This window comes from Paenibacillus swuensis (assembly GCF_001644605.1).
In the GTDB taxonomy this organism is placed as follows: domain Bacteria; phylum Bacillota; class Bacilli; order Paenibacillales; family DY6; genus Paenibacillus_N; species Paenibacillus_N swuensis.
This window is the reverse complement of the sequence record NZ_CP011388.1, coordinates 4,265,089-4,287,954: the sequence shown is the minus strand read 5'-3', so window position 1 is coordinate 4,287,954 and position 22,866 is coordinate 4,265,089. Positions and strand designations below refer to the sequence as shown.

At 48.6% G+C, this 22,866-nt stretch carries 29 protein-coding genes and 1 pseudogene; 24 read left to right on the top strand and 6 right to left on the bottom strand.

The genetic code is table 11. The features are described from left to right. Positions 1–170: 170 nt before the first annotated feature. The 3 genes and pseudogenes from SY83_RS19325 to SY83_RS19315 form a co-directional block, all read left to right on the top strand. A pseudogene (locus tag SY83_RS19325) lies at positions 171–845 on the top strand (metal ABC transporter ATP-binding protein); the annotation flags it as partial. Positions 846–888: 43 nt separating this feature from the next. After that, on the top strand, positions 889–1,692 hold the full coding sequence (locus tag SY83_RS19320) for a metal ABC transporter permease (RefSeq protein WP_068611218.1): 804 nt from the start codon (positions 889–891) through the stop codon (positions 1,690–1,692). Positions 1,693–1,713: 21 nt separating this feature from the next. After that, a complete protein-coding gene (locus tag SY83_RS19315; protein ID WP_068609516.1) occupies positions 1,714–2,433 on the top strand; it encodes a cytochrome c biogenesis CcdA family protein in 720 nt (239 codons plus the stop codon). 63 nt (positions 2,434–2,496) lie between these two features. On the opposite strand, the gene splB is transcribed toward SY83_RS19315, so the two are convergent. Continuing rightward, entirely contained in the window at positions 2,497–3,567 is a 1,071-nt protein-coding gene (splB, locus tag SY83_RS19310; protein WP_231891471.1) for a spore photoproduct lyase, read from the bottom strand. Between the two features lie 209 nt (positions 3,568–3,776). Between splB and mntR the strand changes: the two genes are divergently transcribed. Both mntR and SY83_RS19300 read left to right on the top strand, forming a co-directional pair. After that, on the top strand, positions 3,777–4,199 hold the full coding sequence (gene mntR, locus SY83_RS19305) for a transcriptional regulator MntR (protein WP_068609514.1): 423 nt from the start codon (positions 3,777–3,779) through the stop codon (positions 4,197–4,199). Positions 4,200–4,344: 145 nt separating this feature from the next. Beyond that, the gene (locus tag SY83_RS19300; protein WP_068609512.1) at positions 4,345–5,331 is read left to right on the top strand and encodes a patatin-like phospholipase family protein; all 987 of its coding nucleotides are present in this window, start codon (positions 4,345–4,347) and stop codon (positions 5,329–5,331) included. 57 nt (positions 5,332–5,388) lie between these two features. Here the strand turns inward: SY83_RS19300 and SY83_RS19295 are convergent, their stop codons facing one another. Both SY83_RS19295 and SY83_RS19290 read right to left on the bottom strand, forming a co-directional pair. Further along, positions 5,389–5,682, bottom strand: coding sequence for a hypothetical protein (locus tag SY83_RS19295; RefSeq protein WP_068609510.1), 294 nt, complete (start codon positions 5,680–5,682; stop codon positions 5,389–5,391). Positions 5,683–5,706: 24 nt separating this feature from the next. Next, a complete protein-coding gene (locus tag SY83_RS19290) occupies positions 5,707–6,690 on the bottom strand; it encodes a DUF1385 domain-containing protein (RefSeq protein WP_068609508.1) in 984 nt (327 codons plus the stop codon). A gap of 194 nt (positions 6,691–6,884) precedes the next feature. On the opposite strand from SY83_RS19290, the gene aroQ reads away from it, so the two are divergent. From aroQ to SY83_RS19270, 4 genes are all read left to right on the top strand, one after another. Beyond that, a complete protein-coding gene (gene aroQ, locus SY83_RS19285; protein ID WP_068609505.1) occupies positions 6,885–7,352 on the top strand; it encodes a type II 3-dehydroquinate dehydratase in 468 nt (155 codons plus the stop codon). Next, on the top strand, positions 7,333–8,403 hold the full coding sequence (locus SY83_RS19280) for a M24 family metallopeptidase (RefSeq protein ID WP_068609504.1): 1,071 nt from the start codon (positions 7,333–7,335) through the stop codon (positions 8,401–8,403). Before aroQ ends, SY83_RS19280 begins: the two co-directional genes overlap by 20 nt. Before the next feature lie 40 nt (positions 8,404–8,443). After that, on the top strand, positions 8,444–9,001 hold the full coding sequence (efp, locus tag SY83_RS19275) for an elongation factor P (RefSeq protein ID WP_068609502.1): 558 nt from the start codon (positions 8,444–8,446) through the stop codon (positions 8,999–9,001). A 189-nt stretch (positions 9,002–9,190) separates the two neighbouring features. After that, the gene (locus tag SY83_RS19270; protein ID WP_068609500.1) at positions 9,191–10,444 is read left to right on the top strand and encodes an aspartate kinase; all 1,254 of its coding nucleotides are present in this window, start codon (positions 9,191–9,193) and stop codon (positions 10,442–10,444) included. A 69-nt stretch (positions 10,445–10,513) separates the two neighbouring features. Here SY83_RS19270 and SY83_RS19265 read toward each other — a convergent pair whose 3' ends face one another. From SY83_RS19265 to comA, 3 genes are all read right to left on the bottom strand, one after another. After that, positions 10,514–10,978 carry a DUF441 domain-containing protein gene (locus SY83_RS19265; RefSeq protein ID WP_068609499.1) on the bottom strand — a complete coding sequence of 155 codons (465 nt, stop codon included), beginning with the start codon at positions 10,976–10,978 and terminating at the stop codon, positions 10,514–10,516. An 87-nt stretch (positions 10,979–11,065) separates the two neighbouring features. Next, a complete protein-coding gene (locus SY83_RS19260) occupies positions 11,066–11,821 on the bottom strand; it encodes a 2-phosphosulfolactate phosphatase (RefSeq protein ID WP_068609497.1) in 756 nt (251 codons plus the stop codon). A gap of 56 nt (positions 11,822–11,877) precedes the next feature. Continuing rightward, positions 11,878–12,693: a phosphosulfolactate synthase gene (gene comA, locus SY83_RS19255; RefSeq protein WP_068609495.1), complete on the bottom strand. Its 816-nt coding sequence runs from the start codon at positions 12,691–12,693 to the stop codon at positions 11,878–11,880. 170 nt (positions 12,694–12,863) lie between these two features. On the opposite strand from comA, the gene SY83_RS19250 reads away from it, so the two are divergent. The 15 genes from SY83_RS19250 to nusB all read left to right on the top strand — a co-directional run bounded on the left by SY83_RS19250 (position 12,864) and on the right by nusB (position 22,851). Further along, positions 12,864–13,130, top strand: coding sequence for a YqhV family protein (locus SY83_RS19250; RefSeq protein ID WP_068609492.1), 267 nt, complete (start codon positions 12,864–12,866; stop codon positions 13,128–13,130). Positions 13,131–13,226: 96 nt separating this feature from the next. Then, the gene (spoIIIAA, locus tag SY83_RS19245; protein WP_068609491.1) at positions 13,227–14,231 is read left to right on the top strand and encodes a stage III sporulation protein AA; all 1,005 of its coding nucleotides are present in this window, start codon (positions 13,227–13,229) and stop codon (positions 14,229–14,231) included. Next, positions 14,228–14,743 carry a stage III sporulation protein SpoIIIAB gene (gene spoIIIAB, locus SY83_RS19240; protein ID WP_068609490.1) on the top strand — a complete coding sequence of 172 codons (516 nt, stop codon included), beginning with the start codon at positions 14,228–14,230 and terminating at the stop codon, positions 14,741–14,743. Before spoIIIAA ends, spoIIIAB begins: the two co-directional genes overlap by 4 nt. Before the next feature lie 12 nt (positions 14,744–14,755). Then, positions 14,756–14,959 (top strand): stage III sporulation protein AC, encoded by a 204-nt coding sequence (gene spoIIIAC / locus SY83_RS19235; protein WP_068609488.1) that lies wholly within the window; start codon positions 14,756–14,758, stop codon positions 14,957–14,959. Between the two features lie 9 nt (positions 14,960–14,968). Continuing rightward, on the top strand, positions 14,969–15,358 hold the full coding sequence (gene spoIIIAD, locus SY83_RS19230; RefSeq protein ID WP_068609486.1) for a stage III sporulation protein AD: 390 nt from the start codon (positions 14,969–14,971) through the stop codon (positions 15,356–15,358). 76 nt (positions 15,359–15,434) lie between these two features. Continuing rightward, a complete protein-coding gene (spoIIIAE, locus tag SY83_RS19225) occupies positions 15,435–16,577 on the top strand; it encodes a stage III sporulation protein AE (RefSeq protein WP_231891470.1) in 1,143 nt (380 codons plus the stop codon). A 28-nt stretch (positions 16,578–16,605) separates the two neighbouring features. Continuing rightward, complete coding sequence (gene spoIIIAF, locus SY83_RS19220) at positions 16,606–17,382, top strand: stage III sporulation protein AF (RefSeq protein WP_068609482.1); 777 nt, start codon at positions 16,606–16,608, stop codon at positions 17,380–17,382. An 18-nt stretch (positions 17,383–17,400) separates the two neighbouring features. After that, on the top strand, positions 17,401–18,033 hold the full coding sequence (gene spoIIIAG / locus SY83_RS19215; RefSeq protein ID WP_068609479.1) for a stage III sporulation protein AG: 633 nt from the start codon (positions 17,401–17,403) through the stop codon (positions 18,031–18,033). A gap of 61 nt (positions 18,034–18,094) precedes the next feature. Further along, positions 18,095–18,832: a SpoIIIAH-like family protein gene (locus SY83_RS19210; RefSeq protein WP_068609477.1), complete on the top strand. Its 738-nt coding sequence runs from the start codon at positions 18,095–18,097 to the stop codon at positions 18,830–18,832. Positions 18,833–18,970: 138 nt separating this feature from the next. Further along, positions 18,971–19,480 carry an acetyl-CoA carboxylase biotin carboxyl carrier protein gene (gene accB, locus SY83_RS19205; RefSeq protein ID WP_068609467.1) on the top strand — a complete coding sequence of 170 codons (510 nt, stop codon included), beginning with the start codon at positions 18,971–18,973 and terminating at the stop codon, positions 19,478–19,480. 16 nt (positions 19,481–19,496) lie between these two features. Further along, positions 19,497–20,849, top strand: a complete 1,353-nt coding sequence (gene accC, locus SY83_RS19200; protein ID WP_068609464.1) for an acetyl-CoA carboxylase biotin carboxylase subunit — start codon at positions 19,497–19,499, stop codon at positions 20,847–20,849. Between the two features lie 100 nt (positions 20,850–20,949). Continuing rightward, positions 20,950–21,357 carry an Asp23/Gls24 family envelope stress response protein gene (locus tag SY83_RS19195; protein ID WP_197479899.1) on the top strand — a complete coding sequence of 136 codons (408 nt, stop codon included), beginning with the start codon at positions 20,950–20,952 and terminating at the stop codon, positions 21,355–21,357. Positions 21,358–21,447: 90 nt separating this feature from the next. After that, on the top strand, positions 21,448–22,011 hold the full coding sequence (gene amaP / locus SY83_RS19190) for an alkaline shock response membrane anchor protein AmaP (protein ID WP_068609460.1): 564 nt from the start codon (positions 21,448–21,450) through the stop codon (positions 22,009–22,011). A gap of 14 nt (positions 22,012–22,025) precedes the next feature. Further along, the gene (locus tag SY83_RS19185) at positions 22,026–22,253 is read left to right on the top strand and encodes a DUF2273 domain-containing protein (protein ID WP_068609458.1); all 228 of its coding nucleotides are present in this window, start codon (positions 22,026–22,028) and stop codon (positions 22,251–22,253) included. A gap of 145 nt (positions 22,254–22,398) precedes the next feature. Continuing rightward, positions 22,399–22,851 carry a transcription antitermination factor NusB gene (nusB, locus tag SY83_RS19180; RefSeq protein ID WP_068609456.1) on the top strand — a complete coding sequence of 151 codons (453 nt, stop codon included), beginning with the start codon at positions 22,399–22,401 and terminating at the stop codon, positions 22,849–22,851. Positions 22,852–22,866 lie beyond the last annotated feature (15 nt).

The following is a 22,866-nucleotide window of genomic DNA, read 5'->3' as shown; positions in this document are numbered from 1 at the left end:
CGACCACGGTTAAAATCATGGCGGGTTTCAGTAGAGGAGCATGACGAATGACAGAACCCATTGGTATGCGTGAGGCGTGTCACGAGGATGTAATAACCCTGCGTGACCTTTCTTTCGCCTATGAACATAAGAATGTGCTTCAGCATGTTAATTTCTCCATTAAACAGCGGGACTTTGTCGGTTTGATCGGCTCGAACGGCGCCGGTAAGACAACGCTTCTGCGTATGATTGTCGGTCTTCTTAAGCCGACGCAAGGGGAAATTCACTTGTTTGGTGAACCGATCAGTCAATTTAAGCAATGGGAGCGCATCGGTTATGTGCCTCAGAAGAATTCACTAAACCCTTTATTTCCGGCGACGGTCAGGGAAGTAGTGATGTCCGGTCTTTACGGGAAGAAATCACTGTTTCGCCGTATCGCCAAATCGGAATTGCAGAAATGCGAAGACGCTCTTCATGCCATGAGCATTGAGGATCTGGCCGACAAACGAATCGGGCAATTGTCCGGAGGGCAGCAACAACGGGTGTTCCTTGCCCGGGCATTAATCAATAACCCGGATTTGTTAATCCTGGATGAGCCTACGGTGGGCATTGACCCGGAAACGCAAGAGGGCTTTTTCCATATGATCAAGCATATGCATCAGCATCATCACATCACTTTTCTCATGGTTTCACATGATATGGACATGATTGAAACGTATCTAGGCACAGAGCCGATTGAGCGAAGCGGCAAGCTCAAGTTCTATGTGAAGCATTCCCATGATATTGAGGATTGTCGGGAAACCGACCTGACCCATAGTTTGAAGGACCTTAGAAATAAACTGCAATCTACTATTTCTTACACGTAGCCGCTGCAGTCGGCTCAGAGGGAGTTTTTCCGTTTTGGAAAGTTTGGATATTTTATTTAGCGATTTTTTTCAGCGGGCCATTATCGGAGGATTGCTAATCGGTCTTGCCGCGCCGCTCTTGGGCATATTTCTGGTGCTCCGCCGTTTATCCATGATTGGTGATACGCTGGCCCATGTTTCCATCGCCGGTGTTGCATTTGGATTTATTATGAACATCTATCCGCTCGCTATGGGCTTGGTTTTTTCCATCGTTGCGGCCTTCGGAATCGAGAAGCTGCGGAAAGCCTATAAAACCTACGCGGAGTTATCGATTGCTATTATTATGTCAGGCGGCGTGGCTTTGGCAACCTTCTTGTTTTCACAAGGCAAAGGGTTTAATCTGAACGTAACGTCCTACTTGTTTGGCAGCATTTATACTCTGAATGAGTTGGATGTATACATTGTAGGGGTTGTTACGTTGTTTGTTGTTGGCGTGGTCTTCTTTCTGTTCAAGGAGTTCTTCTTGCTTTCATTCGATGAAGACGCGGCGGGAGTCAGCGGTTTGCCCACACGCTACTTAAACATGGTAATAACGGTGCTCACCGCATTGGTAATATCTGTGAGCATCAAGATTGTCGGAGCTTTGCTGGTATCGGCTTTACTGACAATTCCGGTGGCGTCAAGTCTTGTGGTTTCCAAGGGCTTTAAGCATACGCTGATTCTGGCGGTCATTTATTCGGAAGTCGCTGTTGTAGCGGGCTTATTAATTGCCGGATTATATAATTACGCGCCCGGCGCGACCATCGTGCTGTCTTTGATTGCGATGCTTGTCCTTACTCTGGGTGTGAAGCGGAGTTTTAGAATATAAACTTGGATTGAGGAACTTGACATGGATATAAATATCTGGATTGCTTTTTGGGCGGGTTTGGCTTCCTTTATTTCGCCATGCTGTCTGCCCTTATATCCTTCTTACCTGTCTTATATTACAGGCATATCGGTTACTACTTTAAAGTCATCGGAAGGACGTAAACGGGATGTGCGCATTCGAACGATGACGCATACCTTATTTTTTATTTTGGGATTTTCGATGATTTTTTATAGCTTGGGGTTTGGTGCGGGACTGATTTCGGATGTGTTCGCGGATTCGGGATATCGTGATTTGTTCAAAAAGATCGCAGCCATTCTTATTTTTCTGATGGGCTTGTTCTTATTAGGTATTTTTAAGCCGGAATTTTTAATGAAAGAACGCAAAGTCCAGATGGGCTTTCGCAAAGCAGGTTATTTTGGATCATTCTTGCTGGGCATCGGCTTTGCAGCCGGTTGGTCCCCTTGTATCGGTCCTATTCTGGGCTCCATTATGGCCTTGGCTGCGACTGAGCCGGGCGCGTGGTTTCCGTTGATTACGGCTTATACGTTGGGCTTTGCGGTACCATTCTTCGTCTTAGCTTTCTTTATCGGTACAACCAAGTGGATTTTGCGCTATTCCAATGCCTTGATGAAGGTTGGCGGTGTTGTGATGTTGATTGTCGGTGTTCTGTTGTATACGGATCAAATGACAGTAATTACGCGGGAATTGAATGCGATTACGCCGGAATGGTTAAAATTTTAGTATTCATTAAATATGTTAGAACAAGCCGGGCTTATGCCCGGCTTGTTCTGTATTTCGTAAAACCTATGTGAAATATTCCAGTTTGGCTTGGGGAAATTTTTCGAAGATCCGCTCCGTTATAAATTCACGTAACGCTTCAGCCTGGTCCTTCGGATAAACATATTTCCCTTGACCCCAACGACCCCATTTGTATTGGCGTTTGGCTTCATCCATCTCCAGCTTGGATTTGGGGTAACGCTTCTCAATGACCGTCTTGGCGGTCTTTGTAAACCGATGCTGAATTAACTCAAAGGTTAAATCCCTTGTAGCTTCTTCCGGCAACGTGGACGCGAGCTTTTCGAACAATTCCGTATACCCTTCTTCCCATCCGTCATGCCATATGATGGGCGCTACGATAAATCCGAGTGGATATCCGGCTTTGGCGACTTTACCCGCGGCTTCAATCCGTTCCTCGAAGCGGGAGGTCGCGGGCTCGAAATTTTTGATGACATAGGCCGCGTTCACACTGAACCGAAAACGGGTATGACCGTTATGCTTCGCATCCAGCAGCGGTTCTACGTGGTGATACTTGGTCACGAATCGAAGACGCCCAAACTCCTCTTGCCCCATGAATTCAATGTATTCCTTAAGTGATCCCGAAATGTGCTCCAGACCGACCGGGTCTGAAGTACAGGCCGCCTCAAAGCGTGTAATTTCCGGTTTGCGTTCTTCGATGTATTGCTTGGCTTGCTTCAGAATATCATCCGTGTTTACGTAAACGCGGACATAGGGCTTGGCACCCAATGTCGTTTGCAAATAACAATAATGACAATGTCCCATACAACCGGTCGCAACCGGAATGGCGTACTCCGCGGACGGCTTGGAGGTATCGAACTTTAACGTCTTTCTTACTCCGACAACTAGGGTGCGTTTAGCAATCTTGTACTGCTCCACTTCCGTTTCCCCCGGCAAGTTGGTAATACGGTTATGCGAGGTGGTCATACGATAAGGGATACCCTTGTCCTTGATCCATTGAAAAATTCGCTCGCCTTTCGGATAATTCAACGCTTCCGGTTCAAAATAAGCGAGCTCCGGTACGAATTCACCTGTACTTCTTGGTGTCTTTTTCTTAGTTTCCGTCGGTTCCAGTACCAATGTGCTCACAACTCAGGCCTCCTTTATCTCTCACTGTCTGTAGTTTGCGCCGTTGACTCAAGGTACAATCCTGTAAAAATGAGGGACTATAGGCAGGGAGGCGAACGGGCTTGATTTACAAAGCGGACACGGTGTATCATTAAGAGCATTGTGTGTTAACATGGATTTAACACGATTCCAGACAAGCTAAGAGTGAAGGAGGGGAGCGTATGGCCACCCCGAGTATGGAGGATTATCTTGAACGCATTTATAAACTGATTGATGAGAAGGGCTACGCGCGAGTTTCCGATATTGCGGAAGGACTTGAAGTACATCCCTCATCTGTAACCAAAATGATTCAGAAATTGGATAAAGATAATTACTTGGTTTATGAGAAGTACCGCGGATTGATCTTAACATCCAAAGGAAAGAAGATGGGAAAGAGATTAGTGGACAGGCATCATCTTCTGGAGCAATTTTTACATATTATCGGTGTTCAAGCCGACAACATATACAAGGATGTAGAGGGTATTGAGCATCATTTAAGCTGGGATTCCATCACCTGTATAGAGACGCTTGTTGAATTCTTCAACCGTGATCCTGAACGGATAGCGCATCTTCAACAAGTACGTGCCGAAATGGATAACGATTAATTGAAACCGCATCTTCTCATTTGCAGAGGTGCGGTTTCGCTATGTACTAGAGGCGAGCCAAACGTCAGTTCCGCGGAATATAAACAACCTGTGCTCACATACATACAAAAGAGTGAGTGTATCGGAATTCCCGGGGGGACAGGGTATGAAAGTGAACGCGGTGTTTCAAGGCGGGGGCGTTAAAGGGATTGCGCTTGTCGGCGCAATTGCGGCAATGGAAGAACGCAAAGTTGGTTTTCATCAAATGGCCGGTACTTCTTCCGGTTCCATCGTTGCAGCCTTGCTTGCAGCCGGTTATACGGCGGAGGAAATGAAAAAACTTATACTGGAAACCCCGTTTAGCCAGTTTGTGCAAAAGGATTTCTTGTTCCGGTTGGGTTATGCGGGTCCCGCCTTGCGATTGCTGATTAAGAAAGGTTTATATTCAGGAGAACAGCTGGAGCGTTGGGTTCATCGCAAACTGATGGATAAAGGGATTCGCACCTTTAACGACCTGCAGCCTCGCCAATTGCGTATTATTGCCTCAGATATTACGCAAGGCCGATTACTGGTGCTTCCGGATGATATCATTCAATATGACATCAATCCCGATCGTTTCGAAATATCCAAAGCGGTACGGATGAGCTGTTCTATTCCTTATTTCTTTGAACCCGTATTGATTCGCAAGAACGTCAGGGACAAGAAACCGTTGGATGCGTTTCACAAACAGTTTTATTATATCGTGGACGGCGGTTTGCTAAGTAACTTTCCTTTGTGGTTATTTGACCAAAGCGGCGCGGTCAGGCGAGGGATTCCCACCCTTGGCTTTCAACTGGTAGGCAAAAATCAGAATCATCCTAACCGAATCGTGGGACCCATTACGATGTTGCAGGCGTTATTCGATACAATGCTCAGCGCCCATGATGAACGTTACATTGAGAAGCATAACGATTATCGTACGATAAAAATTCCGTCGGATGCCGTAGGTTTGACCGAATTTTCTGTTTCAACGGAAAGAAGCATGGAGTTGTTTGAATCCGGCTTATCGGCAGGCCGCAGATTTCTGGATCACTGGTCGATGGATGAATACTTAAAGAAATACGGACAATATGAACGGGAAAGTCTGAAAGATCGCGACAGGGTCATGTCTTGAAGTAATAAAATAAGAGGCAGCATCCTCAAGGATTGCTGCCTCTTATAATTTTGTATGTTAGTGGTATGTTGGCGGATCGTCTTCGGAATCCTTTTTATTCCCTTTAATGACATAGAAGGGGTTAGCTCGTTTCGTCTTGGCCTTATTCATTTGGATGGGGCCTTTATTCTTGCGGAATATTGCCCCAATGCCGCCCTTGGAATTCTTAAAGGAGGAAGGTGGGAATTTATAAAGCAGCAATACACCGCCGATAATAATGATTGGGAGCAGCAGGGAAGCAATCTGGGTTAATACACCAATGACCATGAGTCCGATAATGATATAAAACCAGATTCGTTGTTTACCATACATAGAAATTCCCCCTTAATCCAATTCTTATGCTTTAACACCATGAACAGGTACATTCACAGCGGACTCCGCAAGTACGCGGTCAAGTTCCAATACCCGGTTAAAGGAGGCAATGGATACTTCCACCTGATCATCTGTAGGTTCTTTTGTCGTAAGCAGCTGCAACCACAATCCAGGATATCCCAAATAACGAAGGACAGGCGTTTCACGCAAGGAGTTCGTAAATCTGAGCACTTCATAAGACACACCCATGACCAAAGGCAACAGAAGCATACGCTCATATATGCGCTCCCACAGGGAATCATAAGGAACCATGGAATAAATGAATACCCCGACGATTACCGTAAAAATAATGAAGGAGCTACCGCAGCGATAGTGCAGAGTACTGAATTTCTGGACGTTGCTTACCGTTAATTCCACACCTGCTTCATAAGCGCTGATTACTTTATGTTCCGCTCCGTGATATTGGAACAGACGCTTAATCATTTTGGTTTGCGATATGGCAAACAAGTAAATCAGAAGGAACAGAATCTTGATAATACCTTCAATTAAAGTATGAACAACTTGATTCTCAAATGCATCACCAAAAAGAAAATCTTCAATCAGGATCGGTAACACGGTTAGTACAGTCTTTCCGAATACAAAAGATAGCACGCCGACCACCGCAACGCCAAGAATCATCGTTAAACTGAATCCACTCTTCGTTTCTTCCTCTATCTTCGCTTCAGCTTTCTCATCCGGACCAACTTCATCCTCCGCATAGGCTTCTGCCGAGAAGTTTAGATGCTTTGAGCCTTTGGCGCTGGCTTCAACAATGCCGACGATTCCGCGGATCAGAGGAATCTTCTTCAAAGCGGTAATCCAGGCCTTGTCCTGTCTCGGAACCTCGTAAAACGAAATCTCGTTATTTTTGCGGCGGACAGCGGTCACGTTGGCGGCCTTGCCTGCGAACATCACGCCCTCAATGACGGCTTGTCCTCCGTAAATGCTTGGTGTTTGATTTTGCGACAACGAGGTCACTCCCTGTTCGTATCATATTTTCTCTAATCGAGGTATACCCTTCATTTTATAGGAATCGCGGAAGTTTTACCACTGTTTACAGAATCTGCGCTCAGCGCATAATAGCAATAAAGGATTCTCAAACCGGGGAAGGGTGTGGTAAAATGTCAGTGACATTTTGCCATAAAACAAGCGAGGAGCTCCTGATGAAACGAATATTGCTGTTAAACGGTCCTAATTTAAATATGTTGGGTGTTCGGGAACCGGGCGTCTACGGTTCAGAGACGCTTACCGCCATAGAACAAAGGCTCGGGGAATTGGCCAAACAACAAGGTGTGGCGCTGACTTGCTATCAGTCGAATGTGGAAGGGTACTTGATTGATCGGATTCATGAAGCCTACGGCAACATGGATGGAATTATTATAAATCCAGGTGCTTTTACTCATTATAGCTATGCTTTACGCGATGCTCTTTCCGCGGTTCAGCTGCCCGCTGTGGAAGTGCACTTATCCAACATCCATAAGCGGGAGACGTTTAGGCATACATCGGTTATTGCTCCGGTCGTGATCGGTCAGATTGCGGGTTTCGGCGCATACGGTTACGAGCTTGGGTTGAACGCATTGGTACGTCATTTGCAGGAAAGGGATGAGGAGCATGACAACATCAAGAATTAACAACCTTAGGACAGCGATGGAAGAGGCGGGACTTCAAGCTTTATTCATCACGAATCCCCATAACCGAAAGTACATATCCGGTTTTACCGGAAGTTCAGGCTACATTTTGATTACCATGGATAGAGCGATTCTGTTCACGGATTTTCGTTACATGACACAGGCGCCGGAGCAGGCGAAGGCTTTGGAAGTTCTGGAGCATTTGCCGGTTGTGATGGACTCCGTGAAAGAAGTCTTGAAGGCATCCGGCATCGATAAACTGGGATTTGAACAGGCTGATGTTGCTTACGGGGATTATGCGACTTATGCCGCACAGTTACAATCCATCGAATTAGTACCCTCCGACGGACTGGTTGAAGGACTCCGCATGTTCAAGGACGCCGGTGAGTTACGCATTATGCAGGAAGCCGCGGATTTAGCCGACCGTACGTTTGAACATATCTTAACGTTCATTAAACCGGGCTTAACGGAATTGGAAGTAGCTCTGGAGATGGAGATTTTCATGCGCCGCAACGGGGCAACTTCATCTTCGTTTGATACGATTGTCGCTTCTGGAGAGCGTTCTGCCTTGCCTCACGGCGTAGCTTCTCCCCGTGTCATTCAAGGCAACGAATTTATTAAATTGGATTTCGGGGCGTATTATCAGGACTACTGCTCAGACTTAACGAGAACGGTCGTCTTGGGACAGCATCAACCGAAGCACCGAGAGATTTACGACATTGTATTGGAAGCCCAGATGCACGCGCTGGACAAGATTCAACCGGGTATGACAGGGAAAGAGGCGGATGCCTTGACGAGAGATATCATCACAAGGTATGGTTATGGAGAGTATTTCGGTCACGGTACCGGGCATGGTCTCGGCATGGAAGTTCATGAAGCGCCGAGGTTATCGATTCGCAGCGAAACGATCCTTAAACCCGGCATGACGGTAACGGTGGAACCCGGCATTTATTTGCCCGGATTCGGCGGCGTCCGGATTGAAGATGACATTGTCATTACGGAGAACGGAATTCAAATACTTACCCATGCAACGAAGCAGTTTACTACAATTTAATTCATAGGGTTGAATTGTACCATTTTAGGAGGGACACTCAGTGATTTCAGTTAATGATTTTAAGACAGGACTAACCGTAGAGGTAGAAGGCGATTTATTTACGGTTATTGATTTCCAACACGTTAAACCCGGTAAAGGCGCGGCGTTCGTACGCTCCAAACTTAAAAATCTGCGTAACGGCAATACCGTAGAGCGCACATTCCGTGCAGGTGAATCCATCGGCCGCGCTCACGTGGAAAACCGCGCAGTTCAATATCTGTACGCAGCAGCGGATCAACACACATTCATGGATAACGAAACTTATGATCAATTCGAATTAAACAGCGCTCAGCTGGAATGGGAACTAAACTTCCTTAAAGAGAACATGACGGTTAACATCATCTCTTACCAAGGCGAGATTCTGGGTATTAACTTGCCGAACAGCGTGGAGTTGAAAGTCGCTGAAACCGAGCCGGGTATTAAAGGCAACACGGCACAAGGCGCAACGAAAAGCGCTAAGATGGAGACTGGCCTGAACGTTCAAGTGCCTCTGTTCATCAACGAAGACGATGTATTGCTGATTGATACACGCGAAGGTAAATACGTATCCCGCGCGTAATCGTATAGATGGACCTCCTGCGGGAGGTCTTTTTTTGTGCACTGCCGATACGAGTGCTTTTATACAATTTTGCACGATATGTAAATCACTGTTTTCTATTGGTGAGTTAATGAATTTTTATACGCCCGGGCGTTTGACCTATGCTATAATGTTTGAATAGTTTGAATAGTCATGATGGGAGTGAACACGTTGTCACTGATAGTTATGAAGTTCGGAGGCAGCTCCGTCGGAGACGCGGAACGGATGAAGCGGGTTGCGAATCGGATCGCGGAGAAGAAGAACGAGGGTCATCAATGTGTAATCGTTGTTTCCGCTATGGGCGATACGACGGACGATTTGATTGACCAGGCGAATCTGCTTCATCCGAATCCACCCGCGCGTGAAATGGATATGCTCCTGACGACAGGCGAACAAATTTCGGTTGCCTTATTGTCGATGGCAATCCACCACATAGGGCACGAAGCTGTTTCGTACACCGGATGGCAAGCGGGCATGCGGACGGAAGCTACGCACGGTAAGGCGCGAATTACCGATATTCAGCCGGCGCGTATACTGAAGTCGCTGAATGAAGGAAACATCGTGATTGTAGCCGGATTCCAAGGCATGACCGAGGACGGAGAAATCACAACCTTGGGCAGAGGCGGCTCGGACACAACGGCGGTTGCTTTAGCGGCAGCCATCCAAGCTGATCTGTGCGAAATTTATACGGATGTGAACGGCATTTACTCAACCGACCCCCGGGTCGTGAAGGTTGCCCGGAAGTTAAACGAAATCTCTTACGACGAGATGCTTGAACTGGCTAACCTGGGCGCGGCGGTGCTTCATCCAAGAGCCGTAGAGTATGCCAAGCAATATCAAGTGCCGCTTGTGGTAAGATCCAGCTTTACACACTCAGAAGGAACATTGGTGAAGGAGGAAGCCGAGATGGAGCAAGGCGTTGTAGTCCGCGGCATCGCGTTCGACAAGAATGTGGCGAGAATCAGTATACTGGGAGTGCCGGACGTACCGGGACAATTAGCGAAAGTATTCACAGCGCTCGCTGACGATTGTATCGATGTTGACATTATCGTACAGAGCGGAGTGTTGAACGGGCAAGCCGATTTCTCATTTACCGTTTCGCTTTCGGACGGCGAGAAAGCTTTACGTTCGATTAACAGCATCCAAGCCGATGTGAAATTCCGTGAAGCCACGTTTGAAGATAACCTGGTCAAAGTTTCGATCGTCGGAGCGGGTATGGTCAGCACCCCGGGAGTCGCGGCCAAGATGTTTAACGTGATTTCCAAACGCGGTGTAAGCATCAAGCTTGTGAGCACCTCAGAAATCAAAACGTCCTGCGTGATCGAGAACACGCAACTGAACGATATCATCGCGGATTTGCATACGGCGTATGGTCTGGATACAACGGAGCAAGCTTTTGTGGGCGGACCTTCGGACAGACGTTAGTGTACGATTAAACCTGAAACAGCCTGCCGCCGGCAGGCTGTTTTCTATGGGGCTCTTTGGTAATGCAAGTCATGGCAGACGGTTCATCACCAATTGCACCACTTTCATAATCATTGCGGTGATGCCCGCAGCCATGAGGGGGCCAACCGGAATGCCCCGTAAAAAGATGATCCCGAAGATGGAGCCGATGACGAGTCCGACAATCATCTGAGGATCCACCTTAAGCAAGTCAAGACCTTTGCCGTTCATATAGGTGGCGATCGCGCCGCCCAACAATGCAACAATGCCCGGCCATGTCATAAAGGCCGAGGCAATATCTTTATAGGTTATTTTTTCGCTCGCAAAAGGTACGAGGACACCCATGGTAAGAAACAGCAAACCGAGCTCCAGTCCTCTTCGCTCAATAGATGGCAGAAAACGGTCCAGATTCACCAGCTTGACAACAAGAAGTATACAAGCGGCTGTTGTAATGATATGCGATCTGCCGATCAGCCCTATGATAATGAGTACAACCAATACGATGTCTCCGTTCATAGCGATGCCCGAACCCCTGTCCTAATAGATTTCTATTAGAGTGTATGAGTGGACGGGCTTTTTAGAACGGATAGAACGGACAATCCATTAACGCGGAAGTGTGCGCGCCTGAGCGCTGCAGCTGAAAGGAACCAGCATGCCCTGATCCAGGATCGGCACCATCGTGGTCACATCGACCTCGGAGCAATACACCACATCTTCTCGATACCCTAATCTGGCTAGTCGCTTACCGTTGCTGGATTCCAGCAACGTCGAGGTGATATCGTCTTGTTGATGCAAATAAGCAAAGCGAAGCGCCATTCCCAAATCATTGGTGGATACTCTTGCCCTCGATTGATTGCCGACAAACTGAACAATTCGCTCCACGAGTAAACCCGCGCATAAACCATCCTCTAATGAAAATTCATCCCGGGTTCCTGAACATAGAACAGCGATATCTTTGCCGAAGGAAACGGCCGTTTCGGCGCATGATGCCGCATTTCTAAGACACCCGGCGAGCACAATGGCTGCTCGTTGCGCCTTTTGCACAGCGCGGGTCCCGTTGGTGGTGGTTAATATAATTCTCCTGTCTTTAACATGCTGCTCTGTATATTCCAACGGTGAATTGCCGAAGTGGAAGCCTGCGATTTTCTTGCAATACCTTTCTCCGCCCAGCAGATCGCCAAGAGATTGGCATTGTTTGGCCTGGCTGACGGTTTCCACAGGAATTATACACGCGCCGCCGTTATCCAAGGCGCTGACTACGGTACTGGTTGCCCGAAGAACATCAATGACGATAACGGTTTTATGAAGCAATTCGTCGGTTCGGGCTTCGTTTACACTGGAGATAACGTCCACTTGCATTGTTAATATACCTCCCGATTCATGCCTCTATGAAGACGCATCGTTGTTCCCCGTATCTAGATATAGTAATGAAGCTGCTCCCCGAATTGAAACGTATCCGACCGCAAGCCGCGCCGTAAAGCCTCCAATGAGAACACATCCTCAGGAGCAATGTTACCCAGGTGAATCTGGGAGCCTAACATATTTAATAGCTGAGATTGCTGGGATTTGAGCGGTGTCTCCCACATGATTCGGTTCAGATGAGGCAATCGTTTAACAATTAACGCAAAGTCATCTTCTTTACACTGCCCTTTTTCATCAAAGATCCCCACGCCCATACCCGATTCCCTGCCTTCAATGGTAACAAGCTTCGCGCCGAATTCCAGATCGCATTCCACCGTTTGAATCAGTTCTTCGATCTCAATGGAGGAGCCCCAGCATTTTTTCCCGTATTCCGTGAACACTTCCAACTGCCTTCTTTTTCCTTCCAAAATCAGCCCGATTCTAGTTTTGCGATCCATTTCAATCGTGCCGTCCGAAACTTCCACAGCGTTGAAGCCAAGCCCTTGGATGGTCTCAAAATAAGCATCGGTTTGTCCCTTGGTTACAGCGACTTCAAGAAAGGTGCCGCCTGGTAAAATCAGCACGTTATGGGCTTTGGCGATTTCAATTTTTTGTTTCAAAATTTCTACAGGATACAACGCGGATGTGCCAAACCCAAGCTTAATTAAATCTATATGCGCGGAGGAGGTGCCCATTAAATCAGCAAAGGCGCGGATTCCGAGTCCTTTATCAATAACCATGGTGAGTCCCTTGTCGCGCGGTTTAGCTTCCCGTTGACCGCTTGGGTCGAGAAGCAGTGGATGCCATATCGGCAGAGAAATTGCTTCCATTTACGTTTCTCCTCGCTCTATCCGTAAATTAGGAAAATTTATCGCGGGTAACGCGAAGTTCTCCTGTTGTATTTGAGCAATATATGCAGGGCGAACTGGGGAGGTGCCCCTATGCTAAAAAGAGACAAGCCCGCATAGAAATAGAGAAATAAAAGAAGGGAGAGAATGACATGTTGAACAAAATTGTATTAACGATGGCGTTACTGAGGCTCGGATCGGGCTCGATCGAGATTATTGCCGCCATGCTGATGCTTAGATTCAACCAGATTGAGAAGGCGATCATGGTGAATTCAGGTCTTGCGTTGGTTGGTCCGCTTGTTCTAATTGCCACAACAACCGTAGGCTTGGTCGGCATTGCCGATAAGCTGTCGCCAAGTAAATTTCTCTGGGTAGCCGCCGGTGTATGCTGTTTGTTCATCGGAATTATCAAGAAATAAGCTTTCTATTAAATCGGGAAATGCTAGTCATATTTTCGGTGAGCAAGCATAAGTTAGGGGTATACGATCGGACTTGTCCCCGGAGGTGAAAGGAAGATGAACAGCGCCATCGCACTATTGCCGTTAAGTTTGCAGCATATCATCGCTTCACTTCCGGACAAGGTACAAGCCCGGTTGGAAGAAATCCGCATTCGCGAGAATCGGCCGCTTGAGATTGTGTATGAGGGGCATTACCGGTTCGTGACGCCTCAAGGGATGCTTTCCGAACAACCGGAGGGCGCCTACCTTCCTCCGCGTGAGGAATGTCTGAAGCTGCTGGACCTCATCTCCAACCATTCCTTGTACACGTTGGAAGAGGAGCTGCGCCGAGGGTACATCACGGTTCGCGGCGGCCACCGGATCGGCTTGGCCGGCCGCGCCGTGCTGGACCGCGGCCAAGTCAAACAGCTTCGCGATATTGCCGGATTTAACATCCGGCTCGCGAAGGAAATCGTCGGCGCCGCGGATGCTCTGTTCCCGCTGCTCCTGGACCCGGCGCGGCATGCGCCGCATCACACGCTGCTGATCTCGCCGCCGCAGCAGGGCAAGACCACCTTGCTGCGCGACCTGGCGCGCATCGCCGGTTCGGGTGTCCCGGGCTTACATGTGAAAGCCCGGAAAGTCGGAATCGTCGACGAGCGTTCGGAGCTCGCGGCTTGTGTGAAAGGCGTGCCCACGTTCAACGTCGGCTCCCGCACGGATGTGCTGGATGCCTGTCCGAAGGCCGAGGGCATGATGATGATGATCCGGTCGATGTCGCCGGAAATCCTCATCGTCGACGAGATCGGCCGGCGTGAGGATGCCGAAGCCATTCAGGAAGCGCTGCACGCAGGCATTATCGTCATCGCCACCGCGCACGGCCGGGGGCTTGACGACATCCGCCGCCGACCGATTCTGTCGGGAATGGCGGAGGACGGCTTCTTCGGCCGCTATGTCGTGCTGGGCACGCAGGGCGAGCAGAGGACCCAGGCCGTCTATGACGGACAGGGTCGCCGAATTCAGCCGGGGCAACCTTCGCGAGCCGCGAGAAGCACCATGGCCGGCGGAGGCTTGAACTCATGATGAAGCTGCTGGGCGCCGTCATCATTATCGCCGCGGGCACGCTGTTCGGCTTCATTCAATCCGCGAAGTACGCGAATCGCCCGAAGGAAATTCGCGAGTTGATTCAGGCGCTGCAACGGCTGGAGACGGAGATTCACTATGGGTTCACACCGTTGCCTGAAGCGTTGACCGCGCTCTCGGAGCAAGCAACCGAGCCGCTTTCCTCCTTGTTTAGAACCGCTTCCGAGCAGCTGAAGCGGCAAGGAATGACGGCGGCGGAAGCGATGCATGAAGCGGTGAAGGTCCACTGGGGAGCGACCTCCATGGGCAAAGCGGAGCAACAGGTGATGCGGCAACTGGGACATACGCTCGGCGTCAGCGATCGGGACAACCAGATCAAGCATCTCCGGCTGGCCATGAATCAGCTGCAAAGCGAAGAAGAACTAGCGAGGGAACAACAGAGACGTTACGAGTCGATGTGGAAGAGCCTCGGTGCTTTAGGCGGTGCGCTGGTCGCCATATTGATGTATTAAGAGGGGTGCCAAATGAACATCGACGTGTCGAGTGTATTCCAGATCGCCGGCGTCGGCATTATCGTAGCCATGCTTCATACTGTTCTCAAACAAATGGGCAAGGAAGATTACGCCCACTGGGTGACGTTGATCGGGTTCGTCGTCGTGCTCTTCATGGTCATCCGAATGCTGGACGATCTGTTCAGGGAAATCAAAACCATCTTCTTGTTTCAATAGGCGGTCGCCATGGAAATTATACAGATTGTAGGGCTTGGTATCATCACGACGGTGCTGGTGCTTATCATACGGGAGCAGAAGCCGGTCTTCGCGTTTCTGTTGTCCATCTTCGTGGGCGTCATGATCTTTCTCTTCCTGATTGGCAAAATATCTTCGATCATACGCGTCTTGGAGCATATGGCGCTGAAAACGGAAATCAACATGATCTTCCTCAAAACAATCCTGAAAATCATCGGCATTGCTTATATCGCGGAGTTTGGGGCGCAGGTTGTAAGGGATGCCGGGCAGGAAGCAATCGCAGGCAAAATCGAGCTGGCCGGTAAAATTCTGATTATGGTCATGGCCATTCCCATTATTACGGTTATCGTGGAAACGGTATTGAAGCTGTTGCCGACCTGACCAACAGACCTTAGGAGTTGAATGCTGCGCCATGAGAACAGCGAACGCAGAACCGTGGAAACTCATTCTCACCTTGATGTTTGCGGCTTTTATCTATATGGGAACAACCAGCTTCGCCGCATCTCCGGCAGACGCCTTAATCGAGAGACAGGCCGATAACCTGCCGACCGATCAGGTGGAGCAATTCTGGGATCAGCTGGTTCACGAATACGGGGGCTATCTGCCGGACAGTAAAGTGCCGACTTTCATGGAGTTATTGATTCCTGGCGGTGACGGGTTCAGTTTGAAAGACATGTTCCAGGGAATTCTGAAATACTTCTTTCATGAAATTCTCTACAACGGAAAACTGTTGGTTTCCATCGTGATCCTGACCGTATTCAGCATGATACTCGAAACGCTGCAGTCAGCCTTCGAACGCAGCGCGGTGAGTAAAATCGCCTACTCCATTACTTACATGGTCATCATTATACTGGCTATCAATTCGTTTAACGTAGCGATCGGATACGCAAAGAACGCCATTGAGAGCATGATCCATTTCATGATGGCGATGGTTCCTTTACTTCTCACTTTATTGACTTCCATGGGCAATGTCACAACAGTCACACTTATGCACCCGCTCATTGTGTTCATGATTCATACAATCGGTACTTTGATTTATGCGATTGTGTTTCCGCTATTATTCTTCTCGGCAGTGCTGCACATCGTCTCCTTCTTATCAGATAAGTACAAAGTAACTCAACTTGCGAACTTGCTTCGTACCATCAGTGTAGGCTTGCTGGGAGTTTTCCTTACCGTCTTTCTCGGGGTGATCTCCGTACAAGGAGCCACGGGAGCCGTAACGGACGGGGTGACGCTAAGAACCGCCAAATACGTCACCGGTAATTTCGTGCCGGTTGTCGGCCGGGTGTTTTCGGATGCGGCGGACACCGTGATCAGCGCGTCCTTGCTGGTGAAGAACGGCATTGGGCTGGCGGGTGTGGTCATCATCATCTTCCTGTGCGCGTTTCCCGCGATCAAGATTCTGACCCTGGCGCTCATCTACAACGTAGCGGCAGCCGTAATGCAGCCGCTTGGAGACAACCCAATTATAGGATGCTTGCAAACCATCGGTAAAAGCATGATTTACGTGTTCGCGGCACTGGCAACCGTAGGATTGATGTTTTTCTTGTCCATCACCATTATTCTTACAGCGGGAAATGTAACAGTCATGATGCGATGAAGAAACGCCTACCGGAAAGGAGCAGGATATGCTGACATGGTTAAGCGGTTGGCTCCGGGATATTATCGTCATTATTCTGCTGGCCACCTTCGTAGACCTGATGCTTCCCAATCGCGCGCTGACCCGCTACGTGAAATTAGTGGTGTCGCTCTTCATTCTGCTCGCGATCCTTACGCCCTTGGTGCATCTGCTGAAATCGGACTGGAACAGCGCCAAGATGACGGCCGCGATTGAAGAGTTGCCTGAAGCAGTCGGGGCAGGCAGAGGATTGGCAGTGGGCAGCCAACCTCAACTTCAAGAAATTCTGGCACAGGGTCTTAAGCTGAAAGATGAGCAACTTACACAAACGGTGCCTGAGGTGGAGAGTCGAATTGCCCAGATGATTGCGGATGATCTGCATACCGCGGATGGCGATATGCTCCGGAATGTGAAGGTAACGACCCAACAATTGGACAATGGGGAATTGGGAATTAAGCAAGTGGAGCTGCATTTATCTTCCCAGCCTAAAGTTCCGGACGGAGAAGGCCATGGGGCTCGGGAACCTTCCATCGAGGAGATCCAGCCTGTAATGCCCGTAAATGTAAACATTGAACTTGAAAATAATCGGGAGACTTCATTTGAAGGAACCGTTCATAATAGATCGCAACAACCGCCTGGGCCGCCGCAACCTACTGAGCAAGAACGGGCCGAGGCGAAGGCTGAATCTGCTAAGGTGAGGTACGGAGAACAACTTCGCAACAAATGGGGCATTCATGAACAACAAATAACCGTTATTTATTCAGACGGTTCCAGGAACGGCGAATAAAGAAAGCGAGGTGAACATATGGGGAAATTTACGGAGCTGCTGGAGAAATGGACCGGCGGCGGTCCGGGCGGCGGTAAACGAACCCAGACGATCCGCTGGATCGTACTGCTGGGACTCACCGGCGCGGCGTTGATGATCATTAATTCTTTCGTGTCCGTCAAAGAAATTGCCGATCCGCTGAGCGACAGCAGAGGTTCACCGGAGCAGAACGCTGAACCGGCATTCGGCGCCGCCAAAGAGGATACGGAGTTTGACGAGTATGAGCGTAAGTACGAAACCAAGATCAGGGAAATTCTGGATAAAATGATTGGGGTCGGCGCTGTGGATGTTCTGGTTACGATTGATTCTACGGAAGAATTGGTGATCAAACAGAACACAAAGAGCACACAGCAGGTGACAGATGAGAATGATCAGAACGGCGGGCGCAGGCATGTGACGGATGTGGATCAGAGCAGCGACGTGGTACTGCATGAGAAATCCGGCGACCAGGTTCCCATCGTGGTGAAGAAGATGAAACCTCAGGTACGAGGGGTGTTAATTGTCGCCAGGGGCGCGGAGAACGCGGCTGTTAAGCGCCTGATCAAAGAGGCGGTAGAAAGAGGCTTGAGTGTTCCGGCGCATCGTATCTCGGTTGTGCCAAGAAAACAGTGAATATAGAATCGCGCCCTGAAATCCCAAAAAAATGAGTTATATCCATGAGGAGGAATTGAAAGTGAATACAAAAAGACAAACCGTGTGGTTGGTGTCCATGTTGAGTTTAATGGTTGTGTTGTCCGCATATTACCTGTTCACTGATACACCTGGAACAACAGATTTGACGGCTACGAACAACACGACGGTGAAGGAAGTCAACCTGCTTGACGGCACCGAGACGGTAACTAAGACTGAGACGATCACAAAGACCGAAACAGATTCGGCGGTTGAGGTAGTGGAAACGGGCAAAGAAGAACCCGCCACAGGCACTAAAGAAGTAACGGAAACATCTAAAAATCAAGCCGGAGAAAAAGAAACAGCGGTTGCTCCGGAAGAGGATCTTAAATTGGAAGAATTGTTTCAAGACGAGGAAGCCGTACTGAACATGATTGAGACGGAAGCGGAGTCCGGCACGGGTTTCTTCGACACTAAAGTGATGGAACGCAACGAGAAGCTTGCAAGCGAGTTTGAACGCCTGAACGCAGTTACAGTGGATATGAAGAAGACGCCGGATGAAGTTAGTAAAGCGCAGAATGAAATACAACAGCTCGAGGTGAAAGAAGACAAACTTACGGAGCTGGAAACGGAATTTATGAAGGAATACGAGAATGCGGTTGTACTGAATGACGCTGACAAGTGGACGGTTGTCGTGCAATCCGAGAAACTGGCCGCCGGTGAAGCCGTCAGCATCTTGGAAAGAGTGATTACGGAGCTGGATATCGCTCCGGACAAAGTGTCTGTGCAGTATATGAAATAATGCCGTCAGGCAGCGAAATTCAATAGAATTACCGCTTTAAACAGAGGAAGAGTCCGGTGAAACTGGGCTCTTTCTATTTCTGCCTTTTGTGATATAATAACTAAAGTTATTGAGTGGTTAAATAAGGAGTGAACGTATTTGTTCAAGCTTAGTGAAATTAAAGACCTGATCAAGCTTATTGACCAGACCTCCATTCAGGAGTTCGAAATCGAGAATGAAGGAACACGGATTTTAATCAAGAAGCCGAATCCGGCCGAATCCTATGTGTTACAGACTTCAGCTGCGCCGGGATATTACAGTCAAGCCCCGCTTCAGATGAACGCCCCGCAAGTGCAAGCAACCGTGCCGGCTTCAGCCGATTCCGCGACTGTACAAGTACAAAGCACTGAAGAGACAGAATTACCTAATTTACATAAAATCGTTTCACCGATGGTTGGAACTTTCTACGCTTCCCCCGGACCCGGTTCTTCTTCCTATGTACAGACCGGAGACAAGGTGAAAGACAAGACTGTTGTATGTATTGTGGAAGCCATGAAGCTGATGAACGAAATCGAAGCTGAAGTTCATGGGGAGATCGTAGAAGTATTGGTGGAGAACGGACAACTTGTCGAGTTTGGCCAACCGTTGTTCCTGGTGAAACCGGAATAAGAATGGAGAGACAGACATGAAATTTCATAAGGTTCTCATTGCAAACCGCGGAGAGATTGCCGTGCGGATTATTCGCGCCTGCCGAGAGATGGGGATTCAGACCGTAGCCGTATACTCGGAAGCGGATCGCGATTCCTTACATGTGCGACTGGCGGACGAAGCTTACTGTATCGGACCCACACTTTCCAAGGACAGCTATCTTAACTTTACCAACATAATGAGCGTTGCCACGTTGACCGAATGCGACGCGATTCACCCGGGATATGGCTTTCTCGCGGAGAATGCCGACTTTGCCGAGATTTGCGAAACCTGCAACATCACGTTCATCGGTCCGTCCCCCGACGCTATAAATCGTATGGGCGACAAGGCTGTCGCCAAACAGACGATGAAAGACGCGAAAGTGCCGGTCATTCCAGGTTCGGACGGGCTCATCGAAGATATTGAAGACGCCATTCGTCTGGGACGCGAAATCGGTTATCCGGTCATTATAAAAGCGACGGCAGGCGGCGGCGGCAAAGGGATCCGCATTGCGGACGATGAGGAATCCCTGGTTCAACAGATTAATATGGCTCAGCAAGAAGCGCAGAAAGCCTTCGGCAACGCAGGCGTGTACCTGGAGAAATTCCTGACCGGCATGAAACATGTCGAGATCCAGATCATTGCCGACAAACACGGTAATGTTGTTCATCTAGGTGAACGTGATTGTTCCATTCAGCGCCGTCGTCAGAAGCTTCTTGAAGAAGCCCCTTGCCCCGTGCTGACGGAGAAAACAAGGGAAGCGATGGGAGCTGCGGCGGTTCGAGCGGCACAGGCTGTTCACTATTCAGGCGCAGGAACGTTGGAATTCCTTCTTGGACCGGATGAGCAATTTTATTTCATGGAGATGAATACCCGGATCCAAGTGGAACACCCGGTGACCGAAATGATTACGGGTGTGGATCTCATTAAGGAAATGATCTCTGTAGCGGAAGGTCATCCCTTATCTTTCAAACAAGAGGACATCGTCATTGACGGTTGGTCGATTGAATGTCGTATTAATGCGGAAGATCCGAACCGTAATTTCATGCCCGCGCCAGGCAAAATTAACTTCTATCTGCCCCCCGGCGGTTTAGGCGTGCGTGTGGACAGCGCTTGTTATCCGGGATATACGATATCTCCGCATTATGATTCCATGATTGCCAAGCTGATCGTTTGGGGCAAGACGAGGGAAGAAGCTACGGAACGCATGAAACGCGCGTTAGGGGAATTCGCGATTGACGGAATTCATACGACCATTCCGTTTCATATGAAGCTTCTGAATCATCCTAAATTCATTGCCGGCGATTTTGACATTAAATTTCTGGAAGATTACGATGTGAATCAAGGCTAGCGATATTTGTCATAAATGTCCCGAAATGTTATATTATTAGAGTAAGAAAGCTTGCTCACGCGAACGTTAGTTCGTTTGACGGCTCCAGGAGGTGTGAATGATGAATACAGTAACTACCGATTATGAGAAAACCGACATCGGCAACATTCAGATTGCTCCCGAAGTCATTGAGATTATTGCCGGACTGGCAGCCGTTGAAATTCAAGGTGTTGCAGGAATGAGCGCCGGTTTCGTGGGCGGCATTGCAGAGCTTCTCGGGCGCAAGAACTTGTCCAAGGGTGTGAAAGTCAATGTGGGACAACGTGAAGCTTCTGTGGACGTATCCGTAATTATTGAGTTCGGTGTGCGGATTCCTGAGCTTGCCGGCGAGGTGCAGCGCAATGTGAAACGCGCGATTGAGTCCATGACAGGCTTGCATGTCGTTGAGGTTAATGTACATATCCATGATGTCCACTTCAAGGGTACGGAGAAGGTTGAAGAAGAAGACATTACCCTTAGAGTGAAATAGTCGCAAGAATCAAGCGGCAATAGAATGTGAAACGAGGCAACCCCCTGCGATCAGGGGGTTTGCTATAGTGTCGGAAGGGGACAAGCAGTCGTGGTTAAAGTGTTGGACAGGCTCCTTTTATTTATATTCTCCTTAGCCGTGGTCCTTGCATCCTGTATTGCGGGCATGGTCGGGTTAAGGGTTTTCGGCAAGAATGATGTTACCGAATTTATTGAGACCGTTTATACATCCACTTGGTTGAGTGTTGCCATTGTTTCCGTAGCTATGATTGTGCTGTTAATGGGATTGAGAATGCTCTATATCTCTGTTCGCAGAGGTTCAACCCAATCTCCATCCATTAATCAACGTACGGAATTCGGCGATATCCGCATCTCTGTGGATACGGTGGAGAACCTTTCCCTAAAGGCGGCTTCACGGATTCGCGGGGTGAAAGATTTGAAGTCCAGAATTCGCGTGACGGACGCCGGACTGGAGATTGTGATTCGCTCATTTGTTGACGGGGAATCGTCAATTCCGAATCTGTCCGAAGAAGTACAACGCGCGGTGAAGACGCATGTGGAAGATGTAACCGGAATTCCTGTGGCGCTGGTTTCCGTTTATGTAGCCAATGTTACGCAACCTCAGGCACAGACGTTTAAAAGCAGAGTGGAATAGAGGAGGCTGCCCGCATGTGGAACAGATTGTGGGAAACTCATAGCGGTAAGCTTTCCGGTGTCGCCGCCGGGGTTTTCTTTGGCTTTATTTATTTATTTTTCGGTTTTTGGCATATGCTTGTATTTACCGCCATTGTCGGCCTGGGATTTTATATAGGCCATAAAGTAGATCGCGGAGAAACGCCGATTCCTTATGAACGTATTTATGAACGGCTCTTTGACAGGAAAAGAAAGTTGAAATGAATCCTGTTTCGCACCCTTGGGACTGCGGATGGCCGTGGGTCATCATGTCTTTTCTAAGGGAGTGTTCAGGTTTTTTTTGTTTGGAAACAACGGCTGCAAGTCATACTAGATAGTAATCGATATTTTCGTTCAGGAGGAACATAAGGTGAAACGTAGGTTAGCGAGGGAAATAACGGTACAGTGCTTGTACCATGTGGAGATGAATGAAGTGTCCGCGGAAACGGCCGTGGCCATGTTAATAGAGGAAGCGAGCCAGGATAACGAAGCCAACGTTGAATTGAATGACGTGCCTGTATTGGTTGCTTATGTCCGTGATATGGTTACCCAAATTACAGCCCAGAAACAACAAGTAGACGATGTGCTCGCGGTGTATTTGAAGAACTGGCAGATGGACCGGTTGTCCAGAGTAGATCGTCAGATTCTGCGTTTGGCGACATTCGAGATGGTGTTTAAAGAAGATGTACCGCCGAAGGTTGTCGTTAACGAAGCTATTGAATTATCCAAGCATTTTGGCACCGAGGAATCCGGTAAATTCGTCAACGGTGTATTGGGGAAAATGATCAAGGAACTGGAACAAATTAAAGCGAAGAGCGAATAGAAATATTCGATCGCT

Coding starts and splice junctions, on each gene's coding strand:
- SY83_RS19315 (WP_068609516.1), top strand. CDS start 1,714: ATGGATATAAATATCTGGATTGCTTTTTGGGCGGGTTTGGCTTCCTTT.
- mntR (WP_068609514.1), top strand. CDS start 3,777: ATGGCCACCCCGAGTATGGAGGATTATCTTGAACGCATTTATAAACTG.
- SY83_RS19300 (WP_068609512.1), top strand. CDS start 4,345: ATGAAAGTGAACGCGGTGTTTCAAGGCGGGGGCGTTAAAGGGATTGCG.
- SY83_RS19295 (WP_068609510.1), bottom strand. CDS start 5,682: ATGTATGGTAAACAACGAATCTGGTTTTATATCATTATCGGACTCATG.
- aroQ (WP_068609505.1), top strand. CDS start 6,885: ATGAAACGAATATTGCTGTTAAACGGTCCTAATTTAAATATGTTGGGT.
- SY83_RS19280 (WP_068609504.1), top strand. CDS start 7,333: ATGACAACATCAAGAATTAACAACCTTAGGACAGCGATGGAAGAGGCG.
- SY83_RS19265 (WP_068609499.1), bottom strand. CDS start 10,978: ATGAACGGAGACATCGTATTGGTTGTACTCATTATCATAGGGCTGATC.
- SY83_RS19260 (WP_068609497.1), bottom strand. CDS start 11,821: ATGCAAGTGGACGTTATCTCCAGTGTAAACGAAGCCCGAACCGACGAA.
- comA (WP_068609495.1), bottom strand. CDS start 12,693: ATGGAAGCAATTTCTCTGCCGATATGGCATCCACTGCTTCTCGACCCA.
- SY83_RS19250 (WP_068609492.1), top strand. CDS start 12,864: ATGTTGAACAAAATTGTATTAACGATGGCGTTACTGAGGCTCGGATCG.
- spoIIIAA (WP_068609491.1), top strand. CDS start 13,227: ATGAACAGCGCCATCGCACTATTGCCGTTAAGTTTGCAGCATATCATC.
- spoIIIAB (WP_068609490.1), top strand. CDS start 14,228: ATGATGAAGCTGCTGGGCGCCGTCATCATTATCGCCGCGGGCACGCTG.
- spoIIIAC (WP_068609488.1), top strand. CDS start 14,756: ATGAACATCGACGTGTCGAGTGTATTCCAGATCGCCGGCGTCGGCATT.
- spoIIIAD (WP_068609486.1), top strand. CDS start 14,969: ATGGAAATTATACAGATTGTAGGGCTTGGTATCATCACGACGGTGCTG.
- spoIIIAE (WP_231891470.1), top strand. CDS start 15,435: ATGTTTGCGGCTTTTATCTATATGGGAACAACCAGCTTCGCCGCATCT.
- spoIIIAF (WP_068609482.1), top strand. CDS start 16,606: ATGCTGACATGGTTAAGCGGTTGGCTCCGGGATATTATCGTCATTATT.
- spoIIIAG (WP_068609479.1), top strand. CDS start 17,401: ATGGGGAAATTTACGGAGCTGCTGGAGAAATGGACCGGCGGCGGTCCG.
- accC (WP_068609464.1), top strand. CDS start 19,497: ATGAAATTTCATAAGGTTCTCATTGCAAACCGCGGAGAGATTGCCGTG.
- SY83_RS19195 (WP_197479899.1), top strand. CDS start 20,950: ATGAATACAGTAACTACCGATTATGAGAAAACCGACATCGGCAACATT.
- SY83_RS19185 (WP_068609458.1), top strand. CDS start 22,026: ATGTGGAACAGATTGTGGGAAACTCATAGCGGTAAGCTTTCCGGTGTC.